General features: G+C 60.9%; 17 protein-coding genes and 2 pseudogenes. 13 read left to right on the top strand and 6 right to left on the bottom strand.

The features are described from left to right. Positions 1–26: 26 nt before the first annotated feature. From R1A29_RS04430 to R1A29_RS04420, 3 genes are all read left to right on the top strand, one after another. Positions 27–971, top strand: coding sequence for an ornithine cyclodeaminase family protein (locus R1A29_RS04430; protein ID WP_438300765.1), 945 nt, complete (start codon positions 27–29; stop codon positions 969–971). A 14-nt stretch (positions 972–985) separates the two neighbouring features. Further along, on the top strand, positions 986–2,113 hold the full coding sequence (locus tag R1A29_RS04425) for an NAD(P)/FAD-dependent oxidoreductase (RefSeq protein ID WP_438300764.1): 1,128 nt from the start codon (positions 986–988) through the stop codon (positions 2,111–2,113). Positions 2,114–2,206: 93 nt separating this feature from the next. Further along, entirely contained in the window at positions 2,207–2,848 is a 642-nt protein-coding gene (locus R1A29_RS04420; protein ID WP_438300763.1) for a helix-turn-helix transcriptional regulator, read from the top strand. Positions 2,849–2,888: 40 nt separating this feature from the next. Here the strand turns inward: R1A29_RS04420 and R1A29_RS04415 are convergent, their stop codons facing one another. The 6 genes and pseudogenes from R1A29_RS04415 to R1A29_RS04390 form a co-directional block, all read right to left on the bottom strand. Next, entirely contained in the window at positions 2,889–3,665 is a 777-nt protein-coding gene (locus tag R1A29_RS04415; protein ID WP_085711691.1) for an ABC transporter substrate-binding protein, read from the bottom strand. Positions 3,666–3,852: 187 nt separating this feature from the next. Next, on the bottom strand, positions 3,853–4,305 hold the full coding sequence (gene moaE / locus R1A29_RS04410; protein ID WP_119429970.1) for a molybdopterin synthase catalytic subunit MoaE: 453 nt from the start codon (positions 4,303–4,305) through the stop codon (positions 3,853–3,855). A gap of 3 nt (positions 4,306–4,308) precedes the next feature. Beyond that, on the bottom strand, positions 4,309–4,551 hold the full coding sequence (gene moaD / locus R1A29_RS04405) for a molybdopterin converting factor subunit 1 (protein WP_438300762.1): 243 nt from the start codon (positions 4,549–4,551) through the stop codon (positions 4,309–4,311). Further along, on the bottom strand, positions 4,548–5,021 hold the full coding sequence (gene moaC / locus R1A29_RS04400) for a cyclic pyranopterin monophosphate synthase MoaC (protein WP_007957321.1): 474 nt from the start codon (positions 5,019–5,021) through the stop codon (positions 4,548–4,550). Before moaC ends, moaD begins: the two co-directional genes overlap by 4 nt. Positions 5,022–5,206: 185 nt before the next feature. Further along, positions 5,207–6,600 (bottom strand): annotated as a pseudogene (locus R1A29_RS04395) (PhoH family protein). A 351-nt stretch (positions 6,601–6,951) separates the two neighbouring features. Further along, a complete protein-coding gene (locus R1A29_RS04390; RefSeq protein WP_438300761.1) occupies positions 6,952–8,076 on the bottom strand; it encodes a polysaccharide deacetylase family protein in 1,125 nt (374 codons plus the stop codon). Between the two features lie 139 nt (positions 8,077–8,215). Between R1A29_RS04390 and yaaA the strand changes: the two genes are divergently transcribed. The 10 genes and pseudogenes from yaaA (at position 8,216) to R1A29_RS04340 (ending at position 22,865) form a co-directional block, all read left to right on the top strand. Further along, entirely contained in the window at positions 8,216–8,995 is a 780-nt protein-coding gene (gene yaaA, locus R1A29_RS04385) for a peroxide stress protein YaaA (protein ID WP_438300760.1), read from the top strand. A gap of 810 nt (positions 8,996–9,805) precedes the next feature. Continuing rightward, positions 9,806–11,122 carry a nucleotide sugar dehydrogenase gene (locus R1A29_RS04380; RefSeq protein ID WP_438300759.1) on the top strand — a complete coding sequence of 439 codons (1,317 nt, stop codon included), beginning with the start codon at positions 9,806–9,808 and terminating at the stop codon, positions 11,120–11,122. A 106-nt stretch (positions 11,123–11,228) separates the two neighbouring features. Next, positions 11,229–12,709: pseudogene (gene alg8 / locus R1A29_RS04375) on the top strand (mannuronan synthase). A 35-nt stretch (positions 12,710–12,744) separates the two neighbouring features. Next, positions 12,745–13,914 (top strand): PilZ domain-containing protein, encoded by a 1,170-nt coding sequence (locus tag R1A29_RS04370; protein WP_438300758.1) that lies wholly within the window; start codon positions 12,745–12,747, stop codon positions 13,912–13,914. A gap of 9 nt (positions 13,915–13,923) precedes the next feature. Then, positions 13,924–15,330 (top strand): alginate biosynthesis TPR repeat lipoprotein AlgK, encoded by a 1,407-nt coding sequence (gene algK / locus R1A29_RS04365; RefSeq protein ID WP_438300757.1) that lies wholly within the window; start codon positions 13,924–13,926, stop codon positions 15,328–15,330. Beyond that, positions 15,327–16,808, top strand: a complete 1,482-nt coding sequence (locus R1A29_RS04360; RefSeq protein WP_134825559.1) for an alginate export family protein — start codon at positions 15,327–15,329, stop codon at positions 16,806–16,808. The genes algK and R1A29_RS04360 overlap by 4 nt, the downstream gene beginning before the upstream one ends. 26 nt (positions 16,809–16,834) lie before the next feature. Then, positions 16,835–18,421: a mannuronan 5-epimerase AlgG gene (algG, locus tag R1A29_RS04355; protein WP_085711702.1), complete on the top strand. Its 1,587-nt coding sequence runs from the start codon at positions 16,835–16,837 to the stop codon at positions 18,419–18,421. A 10-nt stretch (positions 18,422–18,431) separates the two neighbouring features. Beyond that, positions 18,432–19,883, top strand: a complete 1,452-nt coding sequence (locus R1A29_RS04350; RefSeq protein WP_438300756.1) for an alginate O-acetyltransferase — start codon at positions 18,432–18,434, stop codon at positions 19,881–19,883. 8 nt (positions 19,884–19,891) lie between these two features. Continuing rightward, entirely contained in the window at positions 19,892–21,016 is a 1,125-nt protein-coding gene (locus R1A29_RS04345; RefSeq protein WP_438300755.1) for a mannuronate-specific alginate lyase, read from the top strand. Between the two features lie 283 nt (positions 21,017–21,299). Continuing rightward, positions 21,300–22,865 carry an MBOAT family O-acyltransferase gene (locus R1A29_RS04340; RefSeq protein ID WP_438300753.1) on the top strand — a complete coding sequence of 522 codons (1,566 nt, stop codon included), beginning with the start codon at positions 21,300–21,302 and terminating at the stop codon, positions 22,863–22,865. Positions 22,866–22,873: the final 8 nt, after the last annotated feature.

The following is a 22,873-nucleotide window of genomic DNA, read 5'->3' as shown; positions in this document are numbered from 1 at the left end:
TTTAGCAACTGTCTCCGGAGTCCGACATGTCCAGCACGCCGTACGTGATTGATCAAACCCAGGCCTGGGCGCTTCTGGCCCGGATCGATGTGATGCAGATCCTGCGCAAGCTGTTCCGCGATCTGGCGGCCGGGCATGCGGTGCAACCGGCGCAGCAACTGGTGGAGTTTCCCCAGGGCGCCGGAGACTTCATCAACTATCTGGGCGTACTGGCCGAAGACGGCGTGTACGGGGTCAAGACTTCGCCCTACATCGTTCGCGAGCAAGGCCCGCTGGTGACCGCGTGGACGCTGCTGATGTCGATGCAGACCGGCCAGCCGCTGCTGCTCTGCGATGCCGGCGAGCTGACCACCGCCCGCACCGCGGCAACCACAGCGGTCGCGGTCGATGCCCTGGCCCCTTCGAACGCAAAGCGCCTGGCAATCATCGGCAGCGGCAAGGTCGCCCAAGCGCATCTGCATTACGCCAGGAATCTGCGCGAGTGGCAGAGCATCAATGTGTACTCGCCCACTCTGAGCGAAGACTCGAAAACCGCCAGCCTGCTGCAAACCCTCGATCCACGGGTGAGCATCGCCGACAGCCGCGAAACCGCCATTGCCGACGCAGACGTGATCATGCTCTGCACCTCCTCCGCAGGACCTGTGATCGACCCGGCAACCCTGAGCAAACCGGCGCTGATCTCCTCGATCAGCACCAACGCACCACGCGCCCACGAAGTACCGCCACAGAGCCTCAACGACATGCAGGTGTTCTGCGACTATCGTCTGACCACACCGGGTTCGGCCGGCGAAATGCTGATCGCCAGCGAACAGCATGGCTGGGACAACGGCGCGATCCTCGGTGACCTCGCGGACCTGCTCAGCGAAAAAGTGCCGCGTCCGGATTACAACCGTCACGTGTTCTTCCGCTCCATCGGCCTGGGCCTGGAAGACATCGCCCTGGCCAACGCCGTCTATCAATTGCAGCGCTGACACCGGAGATTTTCATGAGTCATGCAGATTTCATCATCATCGGCGGCGGGATTGCCGGCGCGTCCACCGGTTTCTGGCTGTCGCAGCACGGCAAGGTCGTGGTGCTGGAACGTGAATCGCACCCGGCCTATCACTCCACCGGGCGTTCGGCTGCGCTGTTCACCGCTGCTTATGGCACTCCGCAGGTTCGGGCGCTGACCCAGGCCAGCCGGGCGTTTTTCGATCACCCGCCCAGTGGTTTTTGCGAACATCCGCTGCTGACCCCGCGCGGCGAAATGACCGTGGATTTCACCGGTGACGCCGCCGAGCTGAACAATCAATACCTCAGCGCCAAAGCCACAGTGCCGGAGATGCAATTGCTCAGCGCGGAAGAAGCCTGCGTGCGATTGCCGATCCTGCGCCGGGAAAAGGTCCACGGCGCGATCTACGACCCGACCGCCAGCGACATCGACACCGATGCTCTGCATCAGGGCTATCTGCGTGGTATCCGTCGCAACAACGGGCAAGTCCTGACCGATTGCGAAGTGCTCGGGCTGAGCCGTGATGCCGACGGCGTCTGGCAAGTGCAGACCAACGGCCAGACCTTCAGCGCTCCCATTGTGATCAACGCGGCAGGTGCCTGGGCCGACAAAATCGGCGCCCTCGCCGGCGCCCGGTCGCTGGGCCTGCAACCGAAACGCCGTGCCGCGTTCATCTTCGCCGGCCCCGAAGGCGTGGATATTCATCACTGGCCGATGCTGGTCAGCCTCGACGAATCGTTCTACATGAAGCCCGACGCCGGCATGTTCCTCGGCTCCCCGGCCAACGCCGATCCGGTCGAACCCCACGACGTGCAGCCTGAAGAACTGGACATCGCCATGGGCATCTACCAGATCGAAGAAGCGACGACCCTGACCATCCGCCGCCCGACCCGCACCTGGGCCGGCCTGCGCAGTTTCGTGGCCGACGGCGACTTGCTGTCCGGGTTCGATCCGCAGGTGCCGGGGCTGTTCTGGGTCGCGGCCCAGGGCGGCTACGGCATCCAGACTTCGCCGGCCATGGGCATGGCCAGCGCAGCGCTGGTGCGCGGTGACTCGTTGCCGGAGCACCTCAAGCAGTTCGGCCTGAGCGCCGCCATGCTTTCCCCTGCCCGCCTGTCCTGACCGCCCACCCGGATGACTCGCCCAACGGATTACGGCACACTCGCAACGCCCCCGGACCACGGGGGCGTTGACGTTGCCTGGAGCTCCACAGTTATGACCGCCCCCGAACAAACGCCCGAGCCGAATGACGCCGCGCTGGATAACTACCACGCCATCGCCGATGCCATCGCGACCCTGTTCTTTCCCCACGCCGAAGTGGTGCTGCATGACTTGCGCACGCAGAAGGTCGACTACATCGCCAACAACCTGTCGAAACGGGTGATCGGTGATGAATCGTCGCTGGAAGAAATGCTCAGCGACGACGTCAGCGAACGGAACATCGGTCCGTACGAAAAGCTCAACTGGGACGGCCAGAAGATTCGCAGCCTGAGCACCGTGCTGCGCGACAGCGAAGGGCGTCCGCTGGCGGTGCTGTGCATCAACCTGAATATTTCACTGTTCGAGAACGCCAAGGCTGCGCTGGATCTGTTCCTCTCGCCGAGCAAGCTGATTCCGCAACCGGACTCGCTGTTTCGCGATGACTGGCAGGAGCGGATCAACACTTTCCTGCACGCCTGGCTGCGCGAGCGGCAATTGAGCCTGAACCTGCTGACCCGCGATCACAAACGCGAACTGGTGCTGGCGCTGCACGCCGAGGGGGCGTTCAAGGGCAAGAGCGCCTCGAACTACGTGGCCAATGTGCTGAACATGGGGCGGGCGACGGTGTACAAGCATTTGAAGGAATTGAAGGGCTGAAAGCGTGCAGCCTGCGATGGCAGGCTGCACATTTTGAAACTCAGTCGCCGTAGATGTCGGACTTGAAGTACTTCTCGGAAATCTTCTGATACTCGCCACTGGCGCGAATACCGTCGATGGCCGTGTTCAACTGGCTGACCAGCTCGGTGTTGCCCTTGCGCACCGCGATCCCGGCTCCCTCACCCACGTATTTCGGGTCTTTAAGCTCAGGCCCGACAAAGGCGTAACCCTTGCCGCGCGGCATCGACAGGAAATCGGTCAGCGGAATGGTGTCGGCGAAAATCGCGTCGAGACGGCCGGCCGCCAGGTCCATGTAGATTTCTTCGTTGTTGCCATAGCGCTTGACGTTGATGCCCTTGGGCTCGAACACCTCGGTGGCGTAACGGTCGGTGGTGGTCGCACGCTGCACGCCGACGGTCTTGCCCTTGAGGCTGGCGTACTGATCATCCACCGTGGCGCCTTCCTTCATCACCAGCCGCGACGAGGTGAAATAGTACTTGTGGGTGAAGTCCACGGACTTCTTGCGGTCCTCGTTGATGGTCATAGACGACAGCGCCATGTCGATTTTCTTCACTTTCAGGGAAGGAATCAGACCGTCGAACTCGCCCTCGACCCACACGCACTTGACCTGCATCTGCGCGCACAGGGCATTGCCGATGTCGTAGTCGAAACCGACGATTTCACCCTGGTCGGTCTTTGAGGCGAAGGGCGGATAGGCCGCTTCGATACCGATGCGCAGGGTTTTCTCGGCGGCGAACACGCTGCTGCACGCCAACAGGCTCAGCGCCAGACCGGTGATGAGGGGGAGTTTCTTCATGTTCGTTCTCTCGCGGGTTGTTGTTGGTTTGGCAAGACGAAGAAGTGCAGCTGCAAGCAGCAAGCCTGGAGCTTCAAGCATGAGACTATTTTTGTACTTGGAAATCCATATTGGACTTTCATGTACAAATCGTCAATCAGGCAAAAGCCAATGGTCGGCTGATGCACTAGAGGGGATAAAAGAAGATTTACTGCTTCCAGCGATCCGCCGCCGCATGATCGCTGTCACGGCCTTCGACCCAGCGCGGGCCGTCGCTGGTGTTCTCTTTTTTCCAGAACGGTGCGCGGGTCTTAAGGTAATCCATGACAAAGGCGCAGGCGTCGAATGCCGCCTGACGGTGGGCGCTGGCGGCGCCGACGAACACGATCGGTTCGCCCGGTTCCAGCGCGCCGATGCGGTGCAGCACTTCCAGCTTCAACAGCGGCCAGCGCTGTTCGGCCTCGACGGCGATCTTGCCCAGGGCCTTTTCGGTCATGCCCGGATAGTGTTCGAGGAACATTCCGGCGACATCGAGGCCATCATTGAAGTCGCGCACATAGCCGACAAAACTCACCACCGCGCCGACGCCGACATTGGCCGCGTGCATCGCGTTGACTTCAGCGCCCGGATCGAACGGTTCGGACTGCACCCGAATGCGCATGGCTCAGCCTCCGGTCACGGTGGGGAAAAACGCCACTTCGTCGCCATCGACCACTGGCTCGTCGAGCTGGCACAGGTCTTCATTGCGCGCGCACATCAGGTTCTGTTCGCTCAGCACCTCGGCGCCTTCACGCTTGGCGAGCAAGGCGCGTACGTCTTCGACCGTCGCGAAATCCCCCTCGACCTTCACCGAATCCACGCCCAGCGCCTCGCGGTAACGGGCAAAAAACTTCACGGTCAGGTTCATGGCTGCTCCGCCTGGAAATGCCCGCTTTTGCCGCCGACTTTCTCCAGCAGGCGCACGCTTTCGATAGTCATGCCGCGATCCACGGCCTTGCACATGTCGTAGATCGTCAGCGCGGCGACGCTGGCGGCGGTCAGCGCTTCCATCTCCACGCCGGTCTGCCCGGACAGCTTGCAACGGGCCACGATGCGCACGGCGTCGTCGCCTTCGGCGCTGAGTTCGACCTTGACGCCGGTGAGCATCAGCGGATGGCACAGGGGAATCAGGTCACTGGTTTTCTTCGCCGCCTGAATGCCGGCGATGCGCGCCACGGCGAACACGTCGCCCTTGGGATGGCCGCCGCTGACGATCATCTGCAGGGTGTCGGGCAGCATGCGCACCAGCGCTTGGGCCGTCGCCTCGCGGAACGTCACGGCTTTTTCGGTGACGTCGACCATGTTGGCGCGACCTTGGGAATCGAGATGAGTCAGCACGAGGCCTCCTTGAGGCAGCTACAAGCGGCAAGCTACGAGCGGCAAGTGAAAAGCGCAGTAGTCTGTAGGTATGGAATGGCTGCATTTAAGCAGCTGCAAGCGGCAAGCGGCAAGCTACAAGGCAAGAGAGAAACACTCCCTGCGCGTGTAACTTGCCGCTCGTCGCTTGTGGCTCCTAGCTGCTTTTAGAGGTGGGATTCGGCGTATTCGGCCAGAATCGAGCGAGGCACCCCTTGCAGGGTGATGTGCACTCCGTTGGGGAAGTCTTTGAAGCGTTCAGTCAGGTAGGTCAGCCCGGAACTGGTCGCGGACAGGTAAGGGTGTCGATCTGTGCCAGGTTGCCCAGGCACACCACTTTGGAACCGGCGCCGGCCCGGGTGATGATGGTTTTCATCTGGTGCGGCGTGAGGTTCTGGCATTCGTCGATCAGGATCAGGCTCTGCTGGAAGCTGCGACCGCGAATGTAGTTGAGCGATTTGAACTGCAACGGCACTTTGCTGAGGATGTAGTCGACGCTGCCATGGGTGTTTTCGTCATCCATGTGCAAGGCTTCGAGGTTATCGGTGATGGCGCCCAGCCAGGGCTCCATTTTTTCCGCTTCGGTGCCGGGCAGGAAGCCGATTTCCTGGTCCAGGCCCTGCACGCTGCGGGTGGCGATGATGCGGCGATAACGCTTGCTGACCATGGTCTGCTCGATTGCAGCGGCCAGCGCCAGGATGGTCTTGCCGGAACCGGCGGCGCCGGACAGGTTGACCAGGTGGATGTCCGGGTCGAGCAAGGCGTACAGCGCCAGACTCTGATAGATGTCACGCGGCTTGAGGCCCCAGGCTTCCTGATGCAGCAGCGGTTCCTGGTGCAGATCGAGGATCAGCAGACGGTCCTCTTCAATCTCCTTGATCCAGCCGACAAAACCCTGCTCATCGATGATGAACTCGTTGATGTGCACGGCCGGCAGGTTGTCGATCAGTTGCACCTGATGCCAGGTGCGGCCATGGTCCTGACGGGTTTCGACCTTGCTCACGCGGTCCCAGAAGGAGCCGGTCATGTTGTGATAGCCGTTGGGCAGCAGGGACACGTCATCGACCAGCTGGTCGGTGCTGTAGTCCTCGGCGTCGATCCCGCAGGCCCGCGCCTTGAGACGCATGTTGATGTCTTTGGTGACTAGCACCACCGGTTTCTTCGGATCGCGGGTGTGCAGGTCGATCAACTGGTTGATGATTTTGTTGTCGTTCAGGTGCTCGGGCAGAATCAGGTTCGACTCTGCCTGTTTGCTCATCAGAATTGACAGCAAGCCCTTCGGTCCACTCTTGCCGCGCTGGATCGGCACCCCTTGCTCGACGTCTTCGGGCGAGGCATCGCCCAACGTCTTGTCGATCAGCCGGATGGCCTGACGGCATTCGGCGGCCACGCTGTGATGCCCGCTCTTGAGCTTGTCCAGCTCTTCAAGCACGGTCATCGGGATCGCGACGTGGTGTTCTTCGAAATTCAGCAGGGCATTTGGATCGTGAATCAGTACGTTGGTATCGAGTACATAAAGGATTGGCTGGTTGGAGGAAGGGCTACGTCCGTGATCATCCATACTCGGTCACCTTTGTGGGAGCCATTCGACGCAATACCTGGGCGGTGCTGCGCCTCGAAGTGACTGCCGAATCCACCTGCGAAGCTTTTGTTCGGAATAGCAGGTGAATTGCACACAAAATGGGTCTTGGAAGACGCCACCTGTGTTGCAGGTTTCGGCGGTCTGACTTCGTAATACTCCAAAACCCGTGACAGAAAAAAGCACTTTGACGCTTTTTTTGAAGTTTATTTTGCAAAGTGACGAAAAGCCCTTGGCGGACCGCCGCGCCCCCGTTAGAGTCGGAAGTCCGCTCGCATCGAATCCTGCAAAAAATTCACCCCAAGCCCAATGTTTCCGGGCTCTTGCCGTTTGTCAGCGAAACGCGTCCTGACAGTCTTCCCAGCCGATGCCGCTTTGCGAGGTTTGCGCGATCAGCCACGGCAACGCAGTCTTCACCGCATCCTGCTTCATGTTGAAATTGATCACTCCGTGGCGCCACAACAGCATCAGGGTCAGCACCCGCTGTGCGCTCGGATTGCCCTTGAGTTTGCCGGCGCCGTCCTGGGCATCAATGTCCCACAGCGCCACTTGCAGGCCCTGATTGCGCAAGAAACCGCCCGCATCGCTGCGACGCTGGCCATCTGGCGGTCGGAACAGCGGAACGTAGTTTTCCGGCAGTTTGCTCTTCACCAGATCGCTGCTGCGGCGCACCGAGTCCTGCCAGTCCTGCCAGTGGCTGTGGGAGCGGAATTCCCAGCCCTGCACGCCCACGCAGAGTTTCGAGAATTCCGATTGCAGGTTGTTCACCGAGCGATCCGCCAACCGTGCCTGCACATCCTTGCCCAGCAAAAAGAAGGTGCCGCTCAGACTGGATTTGCGCAGGTAGTCGGCGATCCAGTCGGTGTTGTCCGGCTGCAGGTTGGCGGCGCTGTCGAAACTCAGCAGGAACAAGCGGTCATGCATGTCGTCGCCGTTGCGCTCGTAGTCACCGAAATGATCGACTTCGCTGGTGGTCTGCGGCGACAGCGCCGCCTTGCGCAGCAGTTCATCCAAATACTGCTGATGGAAGATCCGGCTCGGCTCGGCCCACTTCGTGTAATAACTTTCATCGCTGACCACGAACTTGGCAGCCTGCTCGCGCAGGGTCGGCAGGTCTTCGACGAGGAAGCAGAACGAAGCGTCCTGATCACAGCTCTGCTGGGCGTAGTTGTAGCTGGTCAGCAACCGCTGCCACAGACGCTCGCGCAGGCTGTTGATCGCGTCCAGATTGACCGTGCGCAGCCCCAGACGCTGGGCCAGCGCGGCCTCATCCAGTGCTTCGCTGCCCAGCAGGCCCCGGGCGAACATCAGGACTTCCGCCCGGGAGGCGACGTCGAACAGGGTCGGGTTGTCGAGTTTCTCCGGCCAGGTGCTGCGATCGAGCGTGGCAATATCGCCCGGCGCCGCAACGGCCCCGAAGCTCAACAGCCACACGGTGAATAAAAGAACAATGCGCAAAGGGGTGTCTCCATAACAAAACCCGCGCGGCACTATAGCTGATCCGGCTGGTGAACCGCCGATCACCTATGGACCTGATAGCTGGAGTCATCCGCCCCAACCCCCTAGAATCGCCCCCACGATTAAAGGAGACGACTTCATGCTGATGGTGATTTCCCCCGCCAAGACCCTCGATTACGAAACACCGCCGGCGACCCAGCGCTTCACCCAGCCGCAATACCTCGACCATTCCCAGGAACTGATCCAACAGCTGCGCGAACTGAGCCCGGCACAAATCAGCGAACTGATGCATGTCTCCGACAAGATCGGCGGCCTCAATGCTGCACGCTTCGGCAGCTGGACTCCGGCGTTCACCCCGGCCAACGCCAAGCAGGCACTGCTGGCCTTCAAGGGGGACGTCTACACCGGCCTCGACGCCCAGAGCTTCAGCGAAGCCGATTTCGATTACGCGCAACAGCACCTGCGCATGCTCTCCGGTCTTTACGGCCTGCTGCGCCCGCTCGACCTGATGCAGCCGTATCGGCTGGAAATGGGCACCAAACTGGCCAATGCCCGGGGCAAGGACTTGTACGCGTTCTGGGGCACGCGCATCAGCGAATGGCTGAACGAAGCGCTGGTCGATCAGGGCGATGACGTGTTGCTGAACCTGGCGTCCAACGAGTACTTCTCGGCGGTCAAGCGCACAGCCCTGAACGCGCGGATCATCAACACCGAGTTCAAGGACCTGAAGAACGGCCAGTACAAGATCATCAGTTTCTACGCGAAAAAGGCTCGAGGCCTGATGAGCCGCTTCGTAATCCAAGAACGCATCAACGATCAGGCGGCCCTCAAACAGTTCGATGTGCAGGGCTATCGCTACAGCGCCGAGCAATCAAAACCGGACAATCTGGTGTTTCTGCGCGATCACGCACCCGAATAAAGCATGCCCATTGCACGACTCTTTATATAAAGAGTCGTGCACCTCGCACGACGTCAAAAAAACCTCCCCTCTTTTCGCCGACTTCTTGGCGCCATAAAAACATCACCCTCATTTCTATCTTTTCTTTCACTCGACAGTTGTCATTTTTTTCAGTAGTGGCACCCAAATTTTTTCCGGGTAGTGGCACAAAACCATCTAACGCGATTATCTGCCTATTAATAAAGGGCGAAATGGAAAGTGCTATCAATATGAGAGCAGTGCCATCTTTCTCAATATTTCAAAAAATTTCAGATTTCGCGATGAGTGGACAGGAACTATGTCCAAATGCATAGCTCATACCACCGGTAACGATTCTCGCCGACTATGTACGAGATAACTTACGCAGAGATAAAAACCATGTAACCAAGTTGTCACAGCAACTTGCCTGAATGGATAACAACTCTGAACAACTAGCGAAGGACAGGAGATACGCACCATCAATATCCCCTACAAGGCCAAGGCCGCGCCCTTATAAACGTGCTCGCCTGAGCACCCAACCGCCCGTTCTACAGGCCTGCGCCTGACATCGGGCGCGCAATACGAGATTGCACAAGAGTCCTCTTTCCGGAGGATCCGCTGCATAACAGGGCATGTCACAACAATAAGGCCTGGTTGCGCACATCTTGAGTGCACTTATTTAGACACTCGAAACTTAGTATGCCTGCACACGGCATTGTGACGCCTGCAAGTCACACTTTCGAGTGCACTAAGACCGCTGAACACCATTAACTCCGGCCCTCTAACGGCCTGATATATACAGAGGTAATTGCGATGCGCATCAGCATATTTGGTTTGGGTTACGTCGGTGCAGTATGTGCCGGTTGCCTGTCTGCTCGGGGCCATGACGTGGTTGGCGTCGATGTTGCCAAAGACAAGATCGACATGATCAACGCTGGCAAATCCCCCATTGTCGAACCGGGCCTGGGCGAGTTGCTGGCGCAAGGGATCGAGACCGGTCGTCTGCGCGGTACGACCAACTTCGCCGAGGCGATTCGCGACACCGACCTGTCGATGATCTGCGTCGGCACGCCGAGCAAAAAGAACGGCGACCTGGAACTGAACTACATCGAGGCGGTGTGCCGCGAGATCGGTTTTGTCCTGCGTGAAAAATCCACCCGCCACACCATCGTCGTGCGCAGCACCGTGCTGCCGGGCACCGTGGCCAACGTCGTGATCCCGATTCTTGAAGACTGCTCCGGCAAGAAGGCCGGCGTCGATTTCGGCGTAGCGGTCAACCCTGAGTTCCTGCGTGAATCCACCGCGATCGCCGATTACGACTTGCCACCGATGACCGTCATCGGCGAATTCGACAAGGCTTCGGGCGACGTTCTGCAATCGCTGTACGAAGAACTCGACGCGCCGATCATCCGCAAGGACATCGCCGTCGCCGAGATGATCAAGTACACCTGCAACGTCTGGCACGCGACCAAAGTGACCTTCGCCAACGAGATCGGCAACATCGCCAAAGCGGTGGGCGTCGATGGCCGTGAAGTGATGGACGTGGTCTGCCAGGACAAGACCCTCAACCTGTCCCAGTACTACATGCGTCCGGGCTTTGCCTTCGGCGGCTCGTGCCTGCCGAAAGACGTGCGTGCCCTGACCTACCGCGCCGGTTCGCTGGACGTCGAAGCACCGCTGCTCAACTCGCTGATGCGCAGCAACGAATCGCAAGTGCAGAACGCCTTCGACATCGTTGAAAGCCACGACAAACGCAAGGTCGCCCTGCTCGGCCTGAGCTTCAAGGCCGGCACCGACGACCTGCGCGAAAGCCCGCTGGTGGAACTGGCCGAGATGCTGATCGGCAAGGGTTACGACCTGAGCATCTACGACAGCAACGTCCAGTACGCCCGTGTCCACGGCGCGAACAAGGATTACATCGAGTCGAAGATCCCTCACGTGTCGTCCCTGCTCAATGCGGACTTCGACTCGGTGATCGACAACTCCGACGTGATCATCCTCGGCAACCGCGACGAGAAGTTCCGTTCCCTGGCTCAACAGGCACCGCACGGCAAACAGGTCATCGACCTGGTCGGCTTCATGGCCAAAACCACCGATGCCGGCACGCGCACCGAAGGGATCTGCTGGTAAAGCAGCCCCAAGCGGCAAGCCTCGAGCTGCAAGCCAAAGCGTTTCACTTGCAGCTCGAAGCTTGAAGCTTGTCGCTTAAAGCTCCCATTACCTTCGGATGACGGTCATGTCCAAGCTCAAACATTTTTTTCTGCAATCCGCCGGCTGGCTTTTTTTCTGAGCCTGCTGATGGGCCTGGCCCTGATGCTGCCCGAGTCCACGTTCGACTCCGAGTCGAAGGACTTCATTTTCCTGATTGGCGCCGTGGGTATCTGGCGCTACTCGATGGGTGCCACGCACTTTGTGCGCGGCATGATTTTTCTCTACATCGTCTACCCGCACCTGCGCCGCAAGGTTCGCAAGCTGGGCAAGGCGGCGGACCCGTCCCATGTGTTTCTGATGGTCACCAGTTTCCGCATCGACGCGTTGACCACCGCGCAGGTCTACAGCTCGGTGATCCGCGAAGCCATCGACTGCGAATTGCCGACCACCGTGGTCTGCTCCATCGTCGAAATGTCCGATGAACTGCTGGTCAAGGCGCTGTGGGCGCGGATGAATCCGCCGGACCGAGTCAAGCTCGACTTCGTGCGCATTCCCGGCACCGGCAAGCGCGATGGCCTGGCTTACGGCTTCCGCGCGATCTCCCGTCACCTGCCCGACGACCGCGCCGTGGTCGCCGTGATCGACGGCGACACCGTGCTCGGCGAAGGCACCGTGCGCAAGACCGTGCCGTGGTTCCAGCTGTTCGGCAACGTCGGCGGCCTGACCACCAACGAATTCTGCGAAGTACGCGGCGGCTACATCATGAGCGAGTGGCACAAGCTGCGTTTCGCCCAGCGCCACATCAACATGTGCTCGATGGCCCTGTCCAAGCGCGTGCTGACCATGACCGGGCGCATGTCGGTGTTCCGCGCCACCGTGGTGACCGACCCTGAATTCATTGCCGACGTCGAAAGCGACTCGCTGCAACACTGGCGTCTGGGCCGCTTCAAGTTCCTGACCGGCGACGACAAGTCGAGCTGGTTCAGCCTGATGCGCCTGGGCTACGACACCTTCTACGTGCCGGACGCGGCGATCAACACCGTTGAGCACCCGCCGGAAAAGAGCTTCATCAAGGCCAGCCGCAAACTGATGTTCCGCTGGTACGGCAACAACCTGCGGCAGAACTCGCGAGCCCTGGGCCTGGGTGTGAAACGCCTCGGCGCCTTCACCTCGGTGGTGCTGTTCGACCAGCGTGTATCGATGTGGACCTCGCTGCTCGGCCTGACCGTGGCGATCATCGCCAGCTTCAAATACGGCGGCGCGTTCATTCTCGCGTACCTGCTGTGGATCGGCATCACCCGCCTGATCCTGACCCTGCTGCTGTCGTGCTCCGGCCACCGCATCGGCCCGGCCTACCCGGTGATTCTCTATTACAACCAGATCGTCGGTGCGCTGGTGAAGATCTACGTGTTCTTCCGCCTCGACCAGCAATCCTGGACTCGCCAGCCCACTTCCCTGACCCGTGATCTCGCCAGCTTTCAACGTTGGTTCAACACCTGGTCGTCTCGGACCATGACCTTCTCCGCCGGCAGCATTTTCGTCGCCGTGCTGCTGATGATGGTCTGACCTGCCCCTCTTGAATTAACAAGGAAATCGCCCCCATGAATACCGCCGTCAACGTCAACGTAGTGCATGAATCCGAAGCCCAGCGCCAGCACGCCCGGGTGAAAATCCCGGCCAAGCTGCGGTTCTTCGGCCCTGACCGCACACCCGTCGAAGCGCGGGTCATCGACCTGTCCGCCGGTGGTCTGGCGTTCAACGCCGGGCAACTGCCGCTGACCATCGGCCAGGTGTACAAGGCGCGCCTGCAATTCGTCATCGACAACCTCGGCATCGCCATGGACGTTGAACTGCAAGTGCGCTCCTACGACCGCCAGACCGGCCGCGCCGGTTGCCAGTTCCAGAACCTCGAACCGCAGGACATTTCCACCCTGCGCCACCTGATCACTTCGCACCTGGCCGGCGACATCGTCAGCATCGGCGAAGTGCTGGCGACCCTGCAGCGCGACAACTTCACCAAGGCACGCAAAACCAAGGACAGCGGCCACGGCATGACCCCGTTCGGGCGTCTGAAAGCCGTGACCTTCAGCGCCGGTATCTTCGCGATCGGTCTTGTGGCGGCGGGTTTCGTTTTCAAGTCGGTGTACAGCATGTACTTCGTCAGCCATGCACAGGCCGGTCTGGTCAGCGTGCCGGGGATGAACATCACCATGCCCCGCGACGGCACCGTGCAGAGCCTGGTGAAGTCCGACGGCGTCGCCGCCAAGGGCGCACCGCTGGCGACGTTCAGCACCAGCATGCTCGACGTGCTCAAGGGTCATCTGGACGAAGATCAACTGCAACCGGCCAAGGTTGAAGAACTGTTCGGCAAGCAAATGACCGGCACCCTGACCTCGCCGTGCGACTGCACCGTGGCCCAGCAACTGGTGGCTGACGGTCAATACGCGAGCAAGGGCGACGTGATCTTCACCCTCGTACCGCGCAACACCCAGGCCACCGTCGATGCACGTTTCTCCTATCGCCAGTTCGGCGACGTGCGTCCGGGTACTCCGGTGAGCTTCCAGATCGCCGGCGAAGACAAGACCCGTACCGGCAAGATCATCAGCAGCACCAGCCTGAAAAGCGCCGATCTGTCCTCCGACATCCGCGTGCAGATCCAGCCGGACGAGCCGCTGGACAGCACCTTCGCCGGCCGTCCGGTGGAAGTGAACAGCGACCGTGGCCCGAACCTGAACTGGCTGATCGACAAAGCCATGGCTGCCGGTCTTTAAGTCGAGGACATGCCCGTGACGAGCCCTATCAGAATCCTGCCGGTCCCGCTGACCCTGGCCATGGCAATCGCTTTGGCCGGTTGCGCCGGCCTGCCCGACCAGCGTCTGGCCAACGAAGCGCTGAAGCGCGGCGACACCGCGACCGCCGCGCAGAACTACCGTGCGCTGGCCGATCTGGGTTACAGCGAAGCTCAGGTGGGCCTCGCCGACATCCAGGTCGACAGCCGCGACCCTGCGCAGATCAAACAGGCGGAGGCGACCTATCGCGCAGCCGCCGATGTGTCGCCGCGTGCCCAGGCCCGACTCGGTCGCTTGCTGGTGGCCAAGCCCGGCTCCACCGAAACCGAGCATCACGAAGCCGAAACCCTGCTGAAGAAAGCCGCTGCCAACGGCGAAGGCAACACGCTGATCCCGCTGGCGATGCTCTACCTGCAATACCCGCACAGTTTCCCGAACATCAACGCCCAGCAGCAGATCGACCAGTGGCGCAAATCCGGTTACTCGGAAGCAGGCCTGGCGCAGGTGCTGCTGTATCGCACCCAGGGCACTTACGACCAGCATCTGGATGACGTGGAAAAGATCTGCAAGGCCGCGCTGCACACCACCGACATCTGCTACGTCGAACTGGCCACGGTCTATCAGAAACGTGCCCAGCCGGACCAGCAAGCCGAGCTGATCAAGCAACTTCAGGCCGGTTACAGCCGTGGCAGCGTCACGGCCCAGCGCGTGGACTCCGTTGCCCGTGTGCTCGCCGATTCGACCCTCGGCAAGACCGACGAAAAAACCGCGCAATCGTTGCTCGAACCGATCGCACCGGGCTACCCGGCATCCTGGGTGACGCTGGCGCAACTGCTCTACGACTTCCCGGAACTGGGCGATGTCGACCAGATGATGAAGTACCTGGACAACGGCCGCGCCGCCGACCAGCCCCGCGCCGAACTGTTACTGGGCAAGCTCTACTACGAAGGCAAACTGGTGCCGGCCGACGCGAAAGTCGCCGAGGAACATTTCCAGAAAGCCGTTGGCCGCGAAGTCGCCGCCGACTACTACCTCGGCCAGATCTATCGCCGTGGCTACCTGGGCAAGGTCTACCCACAGAAGGCCCTCGACCATCTGCTGACCGCTGCGCGCAACGGCCAGAACAGCGCCGACTTCGCCATCGCCCAGCTGTTCTCCCAAGGCAAGGGCACTCAGCCCGACCCGCTCAACGCTTACGTATTCAGCCAATTGGCCAAGGCCCAGAACACGCCGCAAGCCGATGAACTGGCGACCACCCTCGCGGCGCAATTGCCCCCCGAGCGCCTGGCCGAAGCCCAGCGCCTGTTGCAACAGGAACAGGCCAGCCGTGGCGCCCTGAATCAGAACACGCTGCAACTGCACGCCCTGCAAGAAGAAGACGGCGAGGAAAAATTATGAAGTTGAATCCATTCGTGAAGGCCGGCATTGGCCTTACGTTCGCGCTGATCTGGTCTTGCCCGACACTGGCCGCGATCACTGAAACCAAGAACTTCGGCCTCGAAGTAAAAATCACCGGCCAGTCCGAAGACGACCGCGATCTCGGCACCGCGCCCGGCGGCGACGTCAACGGCGTCGGCCTGGATCTGCGCCCGTGGATCTACGGCGAAAGCGGCGCCTGGAGCGCCTACGCCATGGGCCAGGCCGTGACCTCGACCGACATCATCGAGACCGACACCCTGCAACAGTCCGACGGTGCCGAAACCACCGACAGCGGTGATCGCAAGACCAAGAAAAACTACCTGGCGATGCGCGAGTTCTGGGTCGGCTACAGCGGCCTGACGCCCTACCCCGGCGAGATCCTCAAGTTCGGTCGCCAGCGCCTGCGCAACGACGACGGCCAGTGGCGCGACACCAACATCGAAGCGCTGAACTGGACCTTCGACACCACCCTGCTGCGCGCCAACGCCGGTGTCGCCGAACGCTTCAGCGAATACCGCACCGACCTGAAAGAGCTGGCGCCGAAAGACAAGGATCGCCTGCACGCCTACGCCGATGCGGCGTATCAGTGGACACCGGGCAACTGGGTCGGCATTCGCGGCCATCACACCCACGATAACGGCAAACTCGATTACGCCGAGCCGGGCGTGCCCCGCGACACCCTCGACAAAACCCAGAACGGAGACATCAGCTGGCTCGGCCTGACCGCCGACAGCGACGCCTACAACTGGCGCAACACCAACACCGTTAACTACTGGGGCAGCATCACCGGCATGAGCGGCGACCGCGATACGGTCAACCCGCTGAACGCCGACGGAACCCGCCCGGCACAAGCCAAGCGCAGCGAAGACATCAACGGCTGGGCCACCGACATCGGCGTGCGCCTGCGCCTCGATCCGCAGTGGCAAGTCGGTGCGGCCTATGCCCGCGCCAGCGCCGATTACCAACAGAACGGTCTTGAGAGCAACCGCTCGAACTACACCGGTACTCGCTCGCGGGTTCACCGTTTCGGCGAGGCGTTCCGGGGCGAAATGAACAACATGCAGACCGCCACGCTGTTCGGTTCCTGGATGCTCAATGACCAGTACGACGCCAGCCTGATCTACCACAAGTTCTGGCGCGTGGACGGCAACAAACCGGTGGGCAGCAACGGCATCAACGCTGTGGAAAACAACACCGACGACGTGACCGGCGCAATCCTCTCCAGCACCTCGCTGCCACTGCAGGACGGCAACAAGGATCTGGGCCAGGAAATGGATCTGGTGGTCACCAAGTACTTCAAGCAAGGCCTGCTGCCGGCGGCGTTGAGCCAGTCAATCGACGAGCCTTCGGCGCTGGTGCGTTTCCGTGGCGGCGTGTTCAAGCCGGGTGACGCCTATGGCAGCCAGGTCGATTCGTACATGCACCGCGCGTTTATCGACGTGATCTGGCGCTTCTGATGCAAACCGCGAAGGGAGTGCCCGACATGAACAACCCAAGGAAAGGCTCGCTCAGCCTGTTGGCCGGCGCGATGCTGCTGGCCTCGACTGGCGCCTTCGCCACGGTCGAACCGGCGGCCCCTCAGCCAGGCAAGCCGGTCACCATCGCCAAGGAGCTGCAACAGGCCAAGACCTACACCGTCAGCAGCGCGCCAACTGAAGCGCTGGAGCTGGCCAAGCCGAAACTGCCCGACCTCTCCGGCTTCACCGCCGAGGCCGCTGCCGCGAAGATCGTGCGCAGCAAACCGGGCAAGATCAGCGTGCGCCGGATGATGCAGGAAGACGCCCTGAAGGACTTCATCGGCGGCGACAACAAGATGGCCGAATGGGTGGTGCGTCAGCACGGCATCCCGCAGGCGATCTTCGTCGACGACGGCTACATGAACCTGAAAGAGCTGGCGCAGAAACTGCCCAAGCAGTACTTCAGCGAAACCTCGCCGGGCGTGTACCTGGCCAAGTTGCCGATCGTCGTGGGCCGCAAAGGCATCCTCGAAATCGACGGCCAGACCCAGGAATTGCGCCTGTCCCAGGAGGCCGGTTCGTTCCTGGTCAACGACGGCCAGTTGTTCGTGCGTGACACCAAAGTCACCGGCTGGCGCGAGAAGGACAACGGCCCGGCGACCTTCCGTTCGCCGAAAGAATTCCGCCCGTTCCTGCTGGCCTGGGGCGGCACCGAGACCTACATCGTCAACAGCAAGATGGCCAGCTTCGGCTACGCCAACAGTAAGTCCTACGGCGTGAGTATTTCCCAGTACACGCCGAACATGGCCAAGGTGCTCAAGCGTCCCGAGCCGACCGGCTGGATCGTCGGTTCCGAGTTCTCGGACATGTGGTACGGCTTCTACTGCTACGAGACCCGCGACTTCGTGGTCAAGGGCAACACCTACAAGGACAACATCGTCTACGGCATCGACCCCCACGACCGTTCCCACGGCCTGATCATTGCCGAGAACACCGTCCACGGTACGAAGAAGAAGCACGGGATCATCATTTCTCGAGAGGTGAACGACAGCTTCATCTTCAACAACAAAAGTTTCGACAACCACCTCTCGGGCCTGGTGATCGACCGTAACAGCGTGAACAACATCGTTGCCTACAACGAGATCTACAAGAACCACACCGACGGCATCACGCTTTACGAGTCCGCCGACAACCTGCTGTGGGGCAACAAGGTCATCAGCAACAAGCGCCACGGCATCCGCATTCGTAACAGCGTGAACATCCGCCTCTACGAAAACATCGCCATGGCCAACGGCCTGACCGGCGTCTACGGCCACATCAAGGACCTGACCGACACCGACCGCGACATCAAGCTCGACCCGTTCGATGCTCAGGTTTCGTTGATCGTGGTCGGCGGCGAACTGGCGGCCAACGGCAGCGGCCCGATGGCCATCGACTCGCCGCTGAGCGTCGAGCTGTACCGCGTGTCGATGCTGGCGCCGACCAAATCCAGCGGCATCAGCTTCAACGGCGTGCTGGGTGACCGACAGGATGAAATTCTCGACCTGCTGGTGCGCCAGCAGAAAGCCGTGCTGATCGACCCCGTCGAACGCCAGACCGAAATGCGGGACTGAGGATAATTTTATGCACCCACACCTGATCAAATTACTCAGCCTGTCGGCCCTGACCGTGGGCATTCTGGCGGCCAGCAATGGCGCCCGCGCGGATGAGGTCCAGCCACCGAAATTCACCGCCGAACCCTGCTGCAGTCTGTGTCCGGCCGCTCATGACGCGAAGAACTACACCACGCGTTATCAGCAGAACTTCACCACGCTGGTGCAAGCCCAGGGCGACTGGCTGTTCCGGACCCAGGAGGACCTGCGCACCGAGTTCAACACCACCCCGGCCGGCTACAAGCGCCTGCAACAGCTGCACGATGCGTTCAAGGCCAAGGGCGTCGAACTGGTGATCGTCTACCAGCCGACCCGTGGCCTGGTGAACCGCAACAAGCTCAACCCGGCGGAAAAAGCCGCGTTCGATTACGAGAAGGCGCTGGGCAACTACAAGACCATGCTCGGCCGTTTCGCACAGATGGGTTACGTGGTGCCGGACCTGTCGCCGCTGACCAACGAATCGCTGCCAGACACCCTGCCCGCCCACGATTTCTACTTCCGTGGCGACCAGCACTGGACGCCGTACGGTGCGCAGCGCACGGCGAAAATCGTCGCCGAGAAGGTCAAGCAGATCCCGGCCTTCGCCGACATTCCCAAGCGTGAATTCGAAACCAAACGCTCCGGGCGCATGGGCAAGACCGGCACCCTGCACAACATGGCCGGGCAGCTGTGCGGCACCAGTTACGCGATCCAGTACATGGACCAGTTCACCACCGAGCCGAAAGGCGAAGCCGGTGACGGCGATCTGTTCGGCGATTCCGGCAACCCGCAGATCACCCTTGTGGGTACGTCCCACAGCGGCAAGAACTACAACTTCGCCGGCTTCCTCGAAGAAGCCATCGGCGCCGACATCCTCAACGTCGCCTTCCCCGGCGGCGGTCTGGAAGGTTCGATGCTGCAATACCTGGGCAGCGACGAATTCCAGAAGACGCCGCCGAAAATCCTCATCTGGGAATTCTCGCCGCTGTATCGCCTCGACCAGGAAACCATCTATCGCCAGATGATGTCCCTGCTCGACAACGGCTGCGAAGGCAAAGACACGCAAATGTCCGCCAGCACCACGCTCAAGCCCGGCGGCAAACAGGAACTGCTGGTCAACAGCAAGAACCTGAACCTGCAGAACAGCGGCCATCAGGTCGACATCCGCTTCGCCGACCCCTCGGTGAAGAAACTGCAAGCCACCCTCTGGTACATGAACGGTCGCCACGAGGACATCAAGATCGAGAAACCGGAAACCTCCGACACCGACGGTCGTTTCGCCTTTGAGTTGCGCACGGACGAAGACTGGGCCTCGCAGAACCTGCTGGCAGTCGAAGTCCAGGGCCCGGATGCGGGCACCGCGCCACAGAAAGTCGAAGCGAAAATCTGCAAACGCAACGTATTCCCGGGCGCTGGGCAACAAACCGCTCAGCTCGGGCAATGAGGTCTGCCATGCGAAACCGAACGATCAAACACCTGCTTGCGCCGTCCCTGCTGACCCTGGCGATGTTCGCCGGGGCCACTCAGGCCGCCGCGCCACTGCGTCCGCCCCAGGGCTACTTCGCTGCCGTGGATAAATTCAAGACCGGCGACAAGAGCGAAGGCTGCGATGCGATGCCGGCGCCCTACACCGGCCCGCTGCAATTTCGCAGCAAATACGAAGGCTCGGACAAGGCCCGCGCCACGCTGAACGTGCAGTCGGAAAAAGCCTTTCGCGACACCACCAAAGACATCACCACGCTGGAACGCGGCACCGCCAAACGGGTGATGCAGTTCATGCGCGACGGTCGCCCGGAGCAGTTGGATTGCACGCTGAACTGGCTGACCGCGTGGGCCAAGTCCGACGCATTGATGTCCAAGGACTTCAACCACACCGGCAAGTCGATGCGCAAATGGGCGCTGGGCAGCATGGCCTCTTCGTACATTCGCTTGAAGTTCTCCGACTCCCATCCGCTGGCCCAGCACCAGCAGGAAGCGCAGTTGATCGAAGCCTGGTTCAGCAAGATGGCCGATCAGGTGGTCAGCGACTGGGACAACCTGCCGCTGGAAAAAACCAACAACCACTCGTACTGGGCAGCGTGGTCGGTGATGGCGACGTCCATCGCCACCAACCGCCGCGACCTGTTCGATTGGGCGGTCAAGGAATACAAGGTCGGCGTCAATCAGATCGACGCCGACGGCTACCTGCCGAACGAACTCAAGCGCCAGCAACGCGCCCTCGCCTACCACAACTACGCCCTGCCGCCGCTGGCGATGATTGCCAGTTTTGCCCAGGTCAACGGCGTCGATTTGCGTCAGGAAAACAACGGCGCATTGAAGCGTCTGGGTGACCGGGTGCTGGCCGGGGTGAAAGATCCCGAGGACTTCGAGAAGAAGAACGGCAAGGAACAGGACATGACCGATCTGAAAGAGGACATGAAATTCGCCTGGCTTGAGCCGTTCTGCACGCTCTACACCTGTTCGCCGGATGTGCTGGAGAAGAAACACGGGATGCAGCCGTTCAAGACGTTTCGGCTCGGTGGCGACCTGACCAAGGTTTATGACCCGTCCCATGAAAAGGGCAACAAGGGATCGTGAAAAGCGAAAGGCAAAAGCCCCTCACCCTAGCCCTCTCCCGGAGGGAGAGGGGACTGACCGAGGTGCTTATGAGAAATCCGCCGACCTGATACATCGAGTCGATCTCGATATTGGCAGCACCAGAGATCAGGCTCCCTCTCCCTCCGGGAGAGGGCGGGGGGTGAGGGTTGCGGTCGCAAGGCCACCCACAACCTTCGAAGAAACACCGTTTCACCCCTCCAACACCACGGGGGTTTGGGGGGCTTTGGCCCTTGACTGTTGGTTCAAACATGGAGAGATCGGGATGGTATTTTCATCCAACGTGTTCCTGTTTTTGTTCTTGCCGATCTTTCTCGGCTTGTACTACCTGAGCGGGCAACGCTATCGCAACCTGCTGCTGCTGATCGCCAGCTACGTGTTTTATGCGTGGTGGCGGGTGGACTTCCTGGCGCTGTTCGCCGGCGTCACCCTGTGGAACTACTGGATCGGCCTGAAAGTCGGCGCCGCCGGCGTGCGCACCAGACCGGCCCAGCGCTGGCTGTTGCTCGGCGTGGCGGTGGACCTGTGCATCCTCGGCTACTTCAAGTACGCCAACTTCGGCGTCGACAGCATCAACGCGATGATGACGTCGGTCGGTCTTGAGCCATTCATCCTGACCCACGTACTGCTGCCGATCGGCATCTCGTTCTACGTCTTCGAGTCGATCAGCTACATCATCGACGTCTACCGCGGCGACACCCCGGCCACCCGCAACCTGATCGACTTCGCGGCGTTCGTGGCGATCTTCCCGCACCTGATCGCCGGTCCCGTGCTGCGCTTCCGTGACCTGGCCGACCAGTTCAACAACCGCACCCACACCCTCGACAAGTTCTCCGAGGGCTGTACGCGGTTCATGCAGGGTTTCATCAAGAAGGTGTTCATCGCCGACACCCTCGCCGTGGTCGCCGACCATTGCTTCGCCCTGCAAAACCCGACCACGGGCGATGCCTGGCTCGGCGCGCTGGCTTACACCGCGCAGCTGTATTTCGACTTCTCCGGCTACAGCGACATGGCCATCGGCCTGGGCCTGATGATGGGTTTCCGTTTCATGGAAAACTTCAAGCAGCCGTACATCAGCCAGTCGATCACCGAGTTCTGGCGCCGCTGGCACATCAGCCTGTCGACCTGGCTGCGCGACTACCTCTACATCACCCTCGGCGGCAACCGCAAAGGCACGCTGATGACCTATCGCAACCTGTTCCTGACCATGCTGCTCGGTGGTCTGTGGCACGGCGCGAATATCACATACATCGTCTGGGGTGCGTGGCACGGCATGTGGCTGGCGATCGAGAAAATGCTCGGCCTCAACACCTCGCCGCGCAGCCTCAACCCGATCCGCTGGGCGCTGACCTTCCTGCTGGTGGTCATGGGCTGGGTGATCTTCCGCGCCGAGAACCTGCACGTCGCCGGGCGCATGTACGGCGCGATGTTCAGCTTCGGCGACTGGTCGCTGTCGGAACTCAACCAGGCCAGCCTCACCGGTCTGCAAGTGGCGACGCTGGTGGTGGCTTACGTGACCCTGGCGTTCTTCGGTCTGCGTGATCTGTACACCCATCAGCCTCCGGTGAAGACCAAACCTGTGGTCAACGTCGAAAGCGACGGCCCTGCCGGTGCTCAACCGGGTCTGATCAAGGCTGCCCCCGGCGAAAACCCGGCGAGCATCCACGAACCTGGCTACACCGTCGGCGTCGACGCCCAGGTGCAACCGGCGTACTGGACGGCGGACTGGTCGCGCTACGTGATGCGCGGGCTGATCCTGCTGCTGTTCATCGCCTCGATTCTCAAACTCTCGGCGCAAAGCTTCTCGCCGTTCCTTTACTTCCAGTTCTGAGGGATCTG

The sequence above is a fragment of the Pseudomonas sp. NMS19W genome, assembly GCF_051554255.1.
Taxonomy (GTDB): Bacteria; Pseudomonadota; Gammaproteobacteria; order Pseudomonadales; family Pseudomonadaceae; genus Aquipseudomonas; species Aquipseudomonas kribbensis.
Note: the sequence above shows the minus strand (reverse complement) of the source record. Positions and strands in the feature narration are given on the sequence as shown.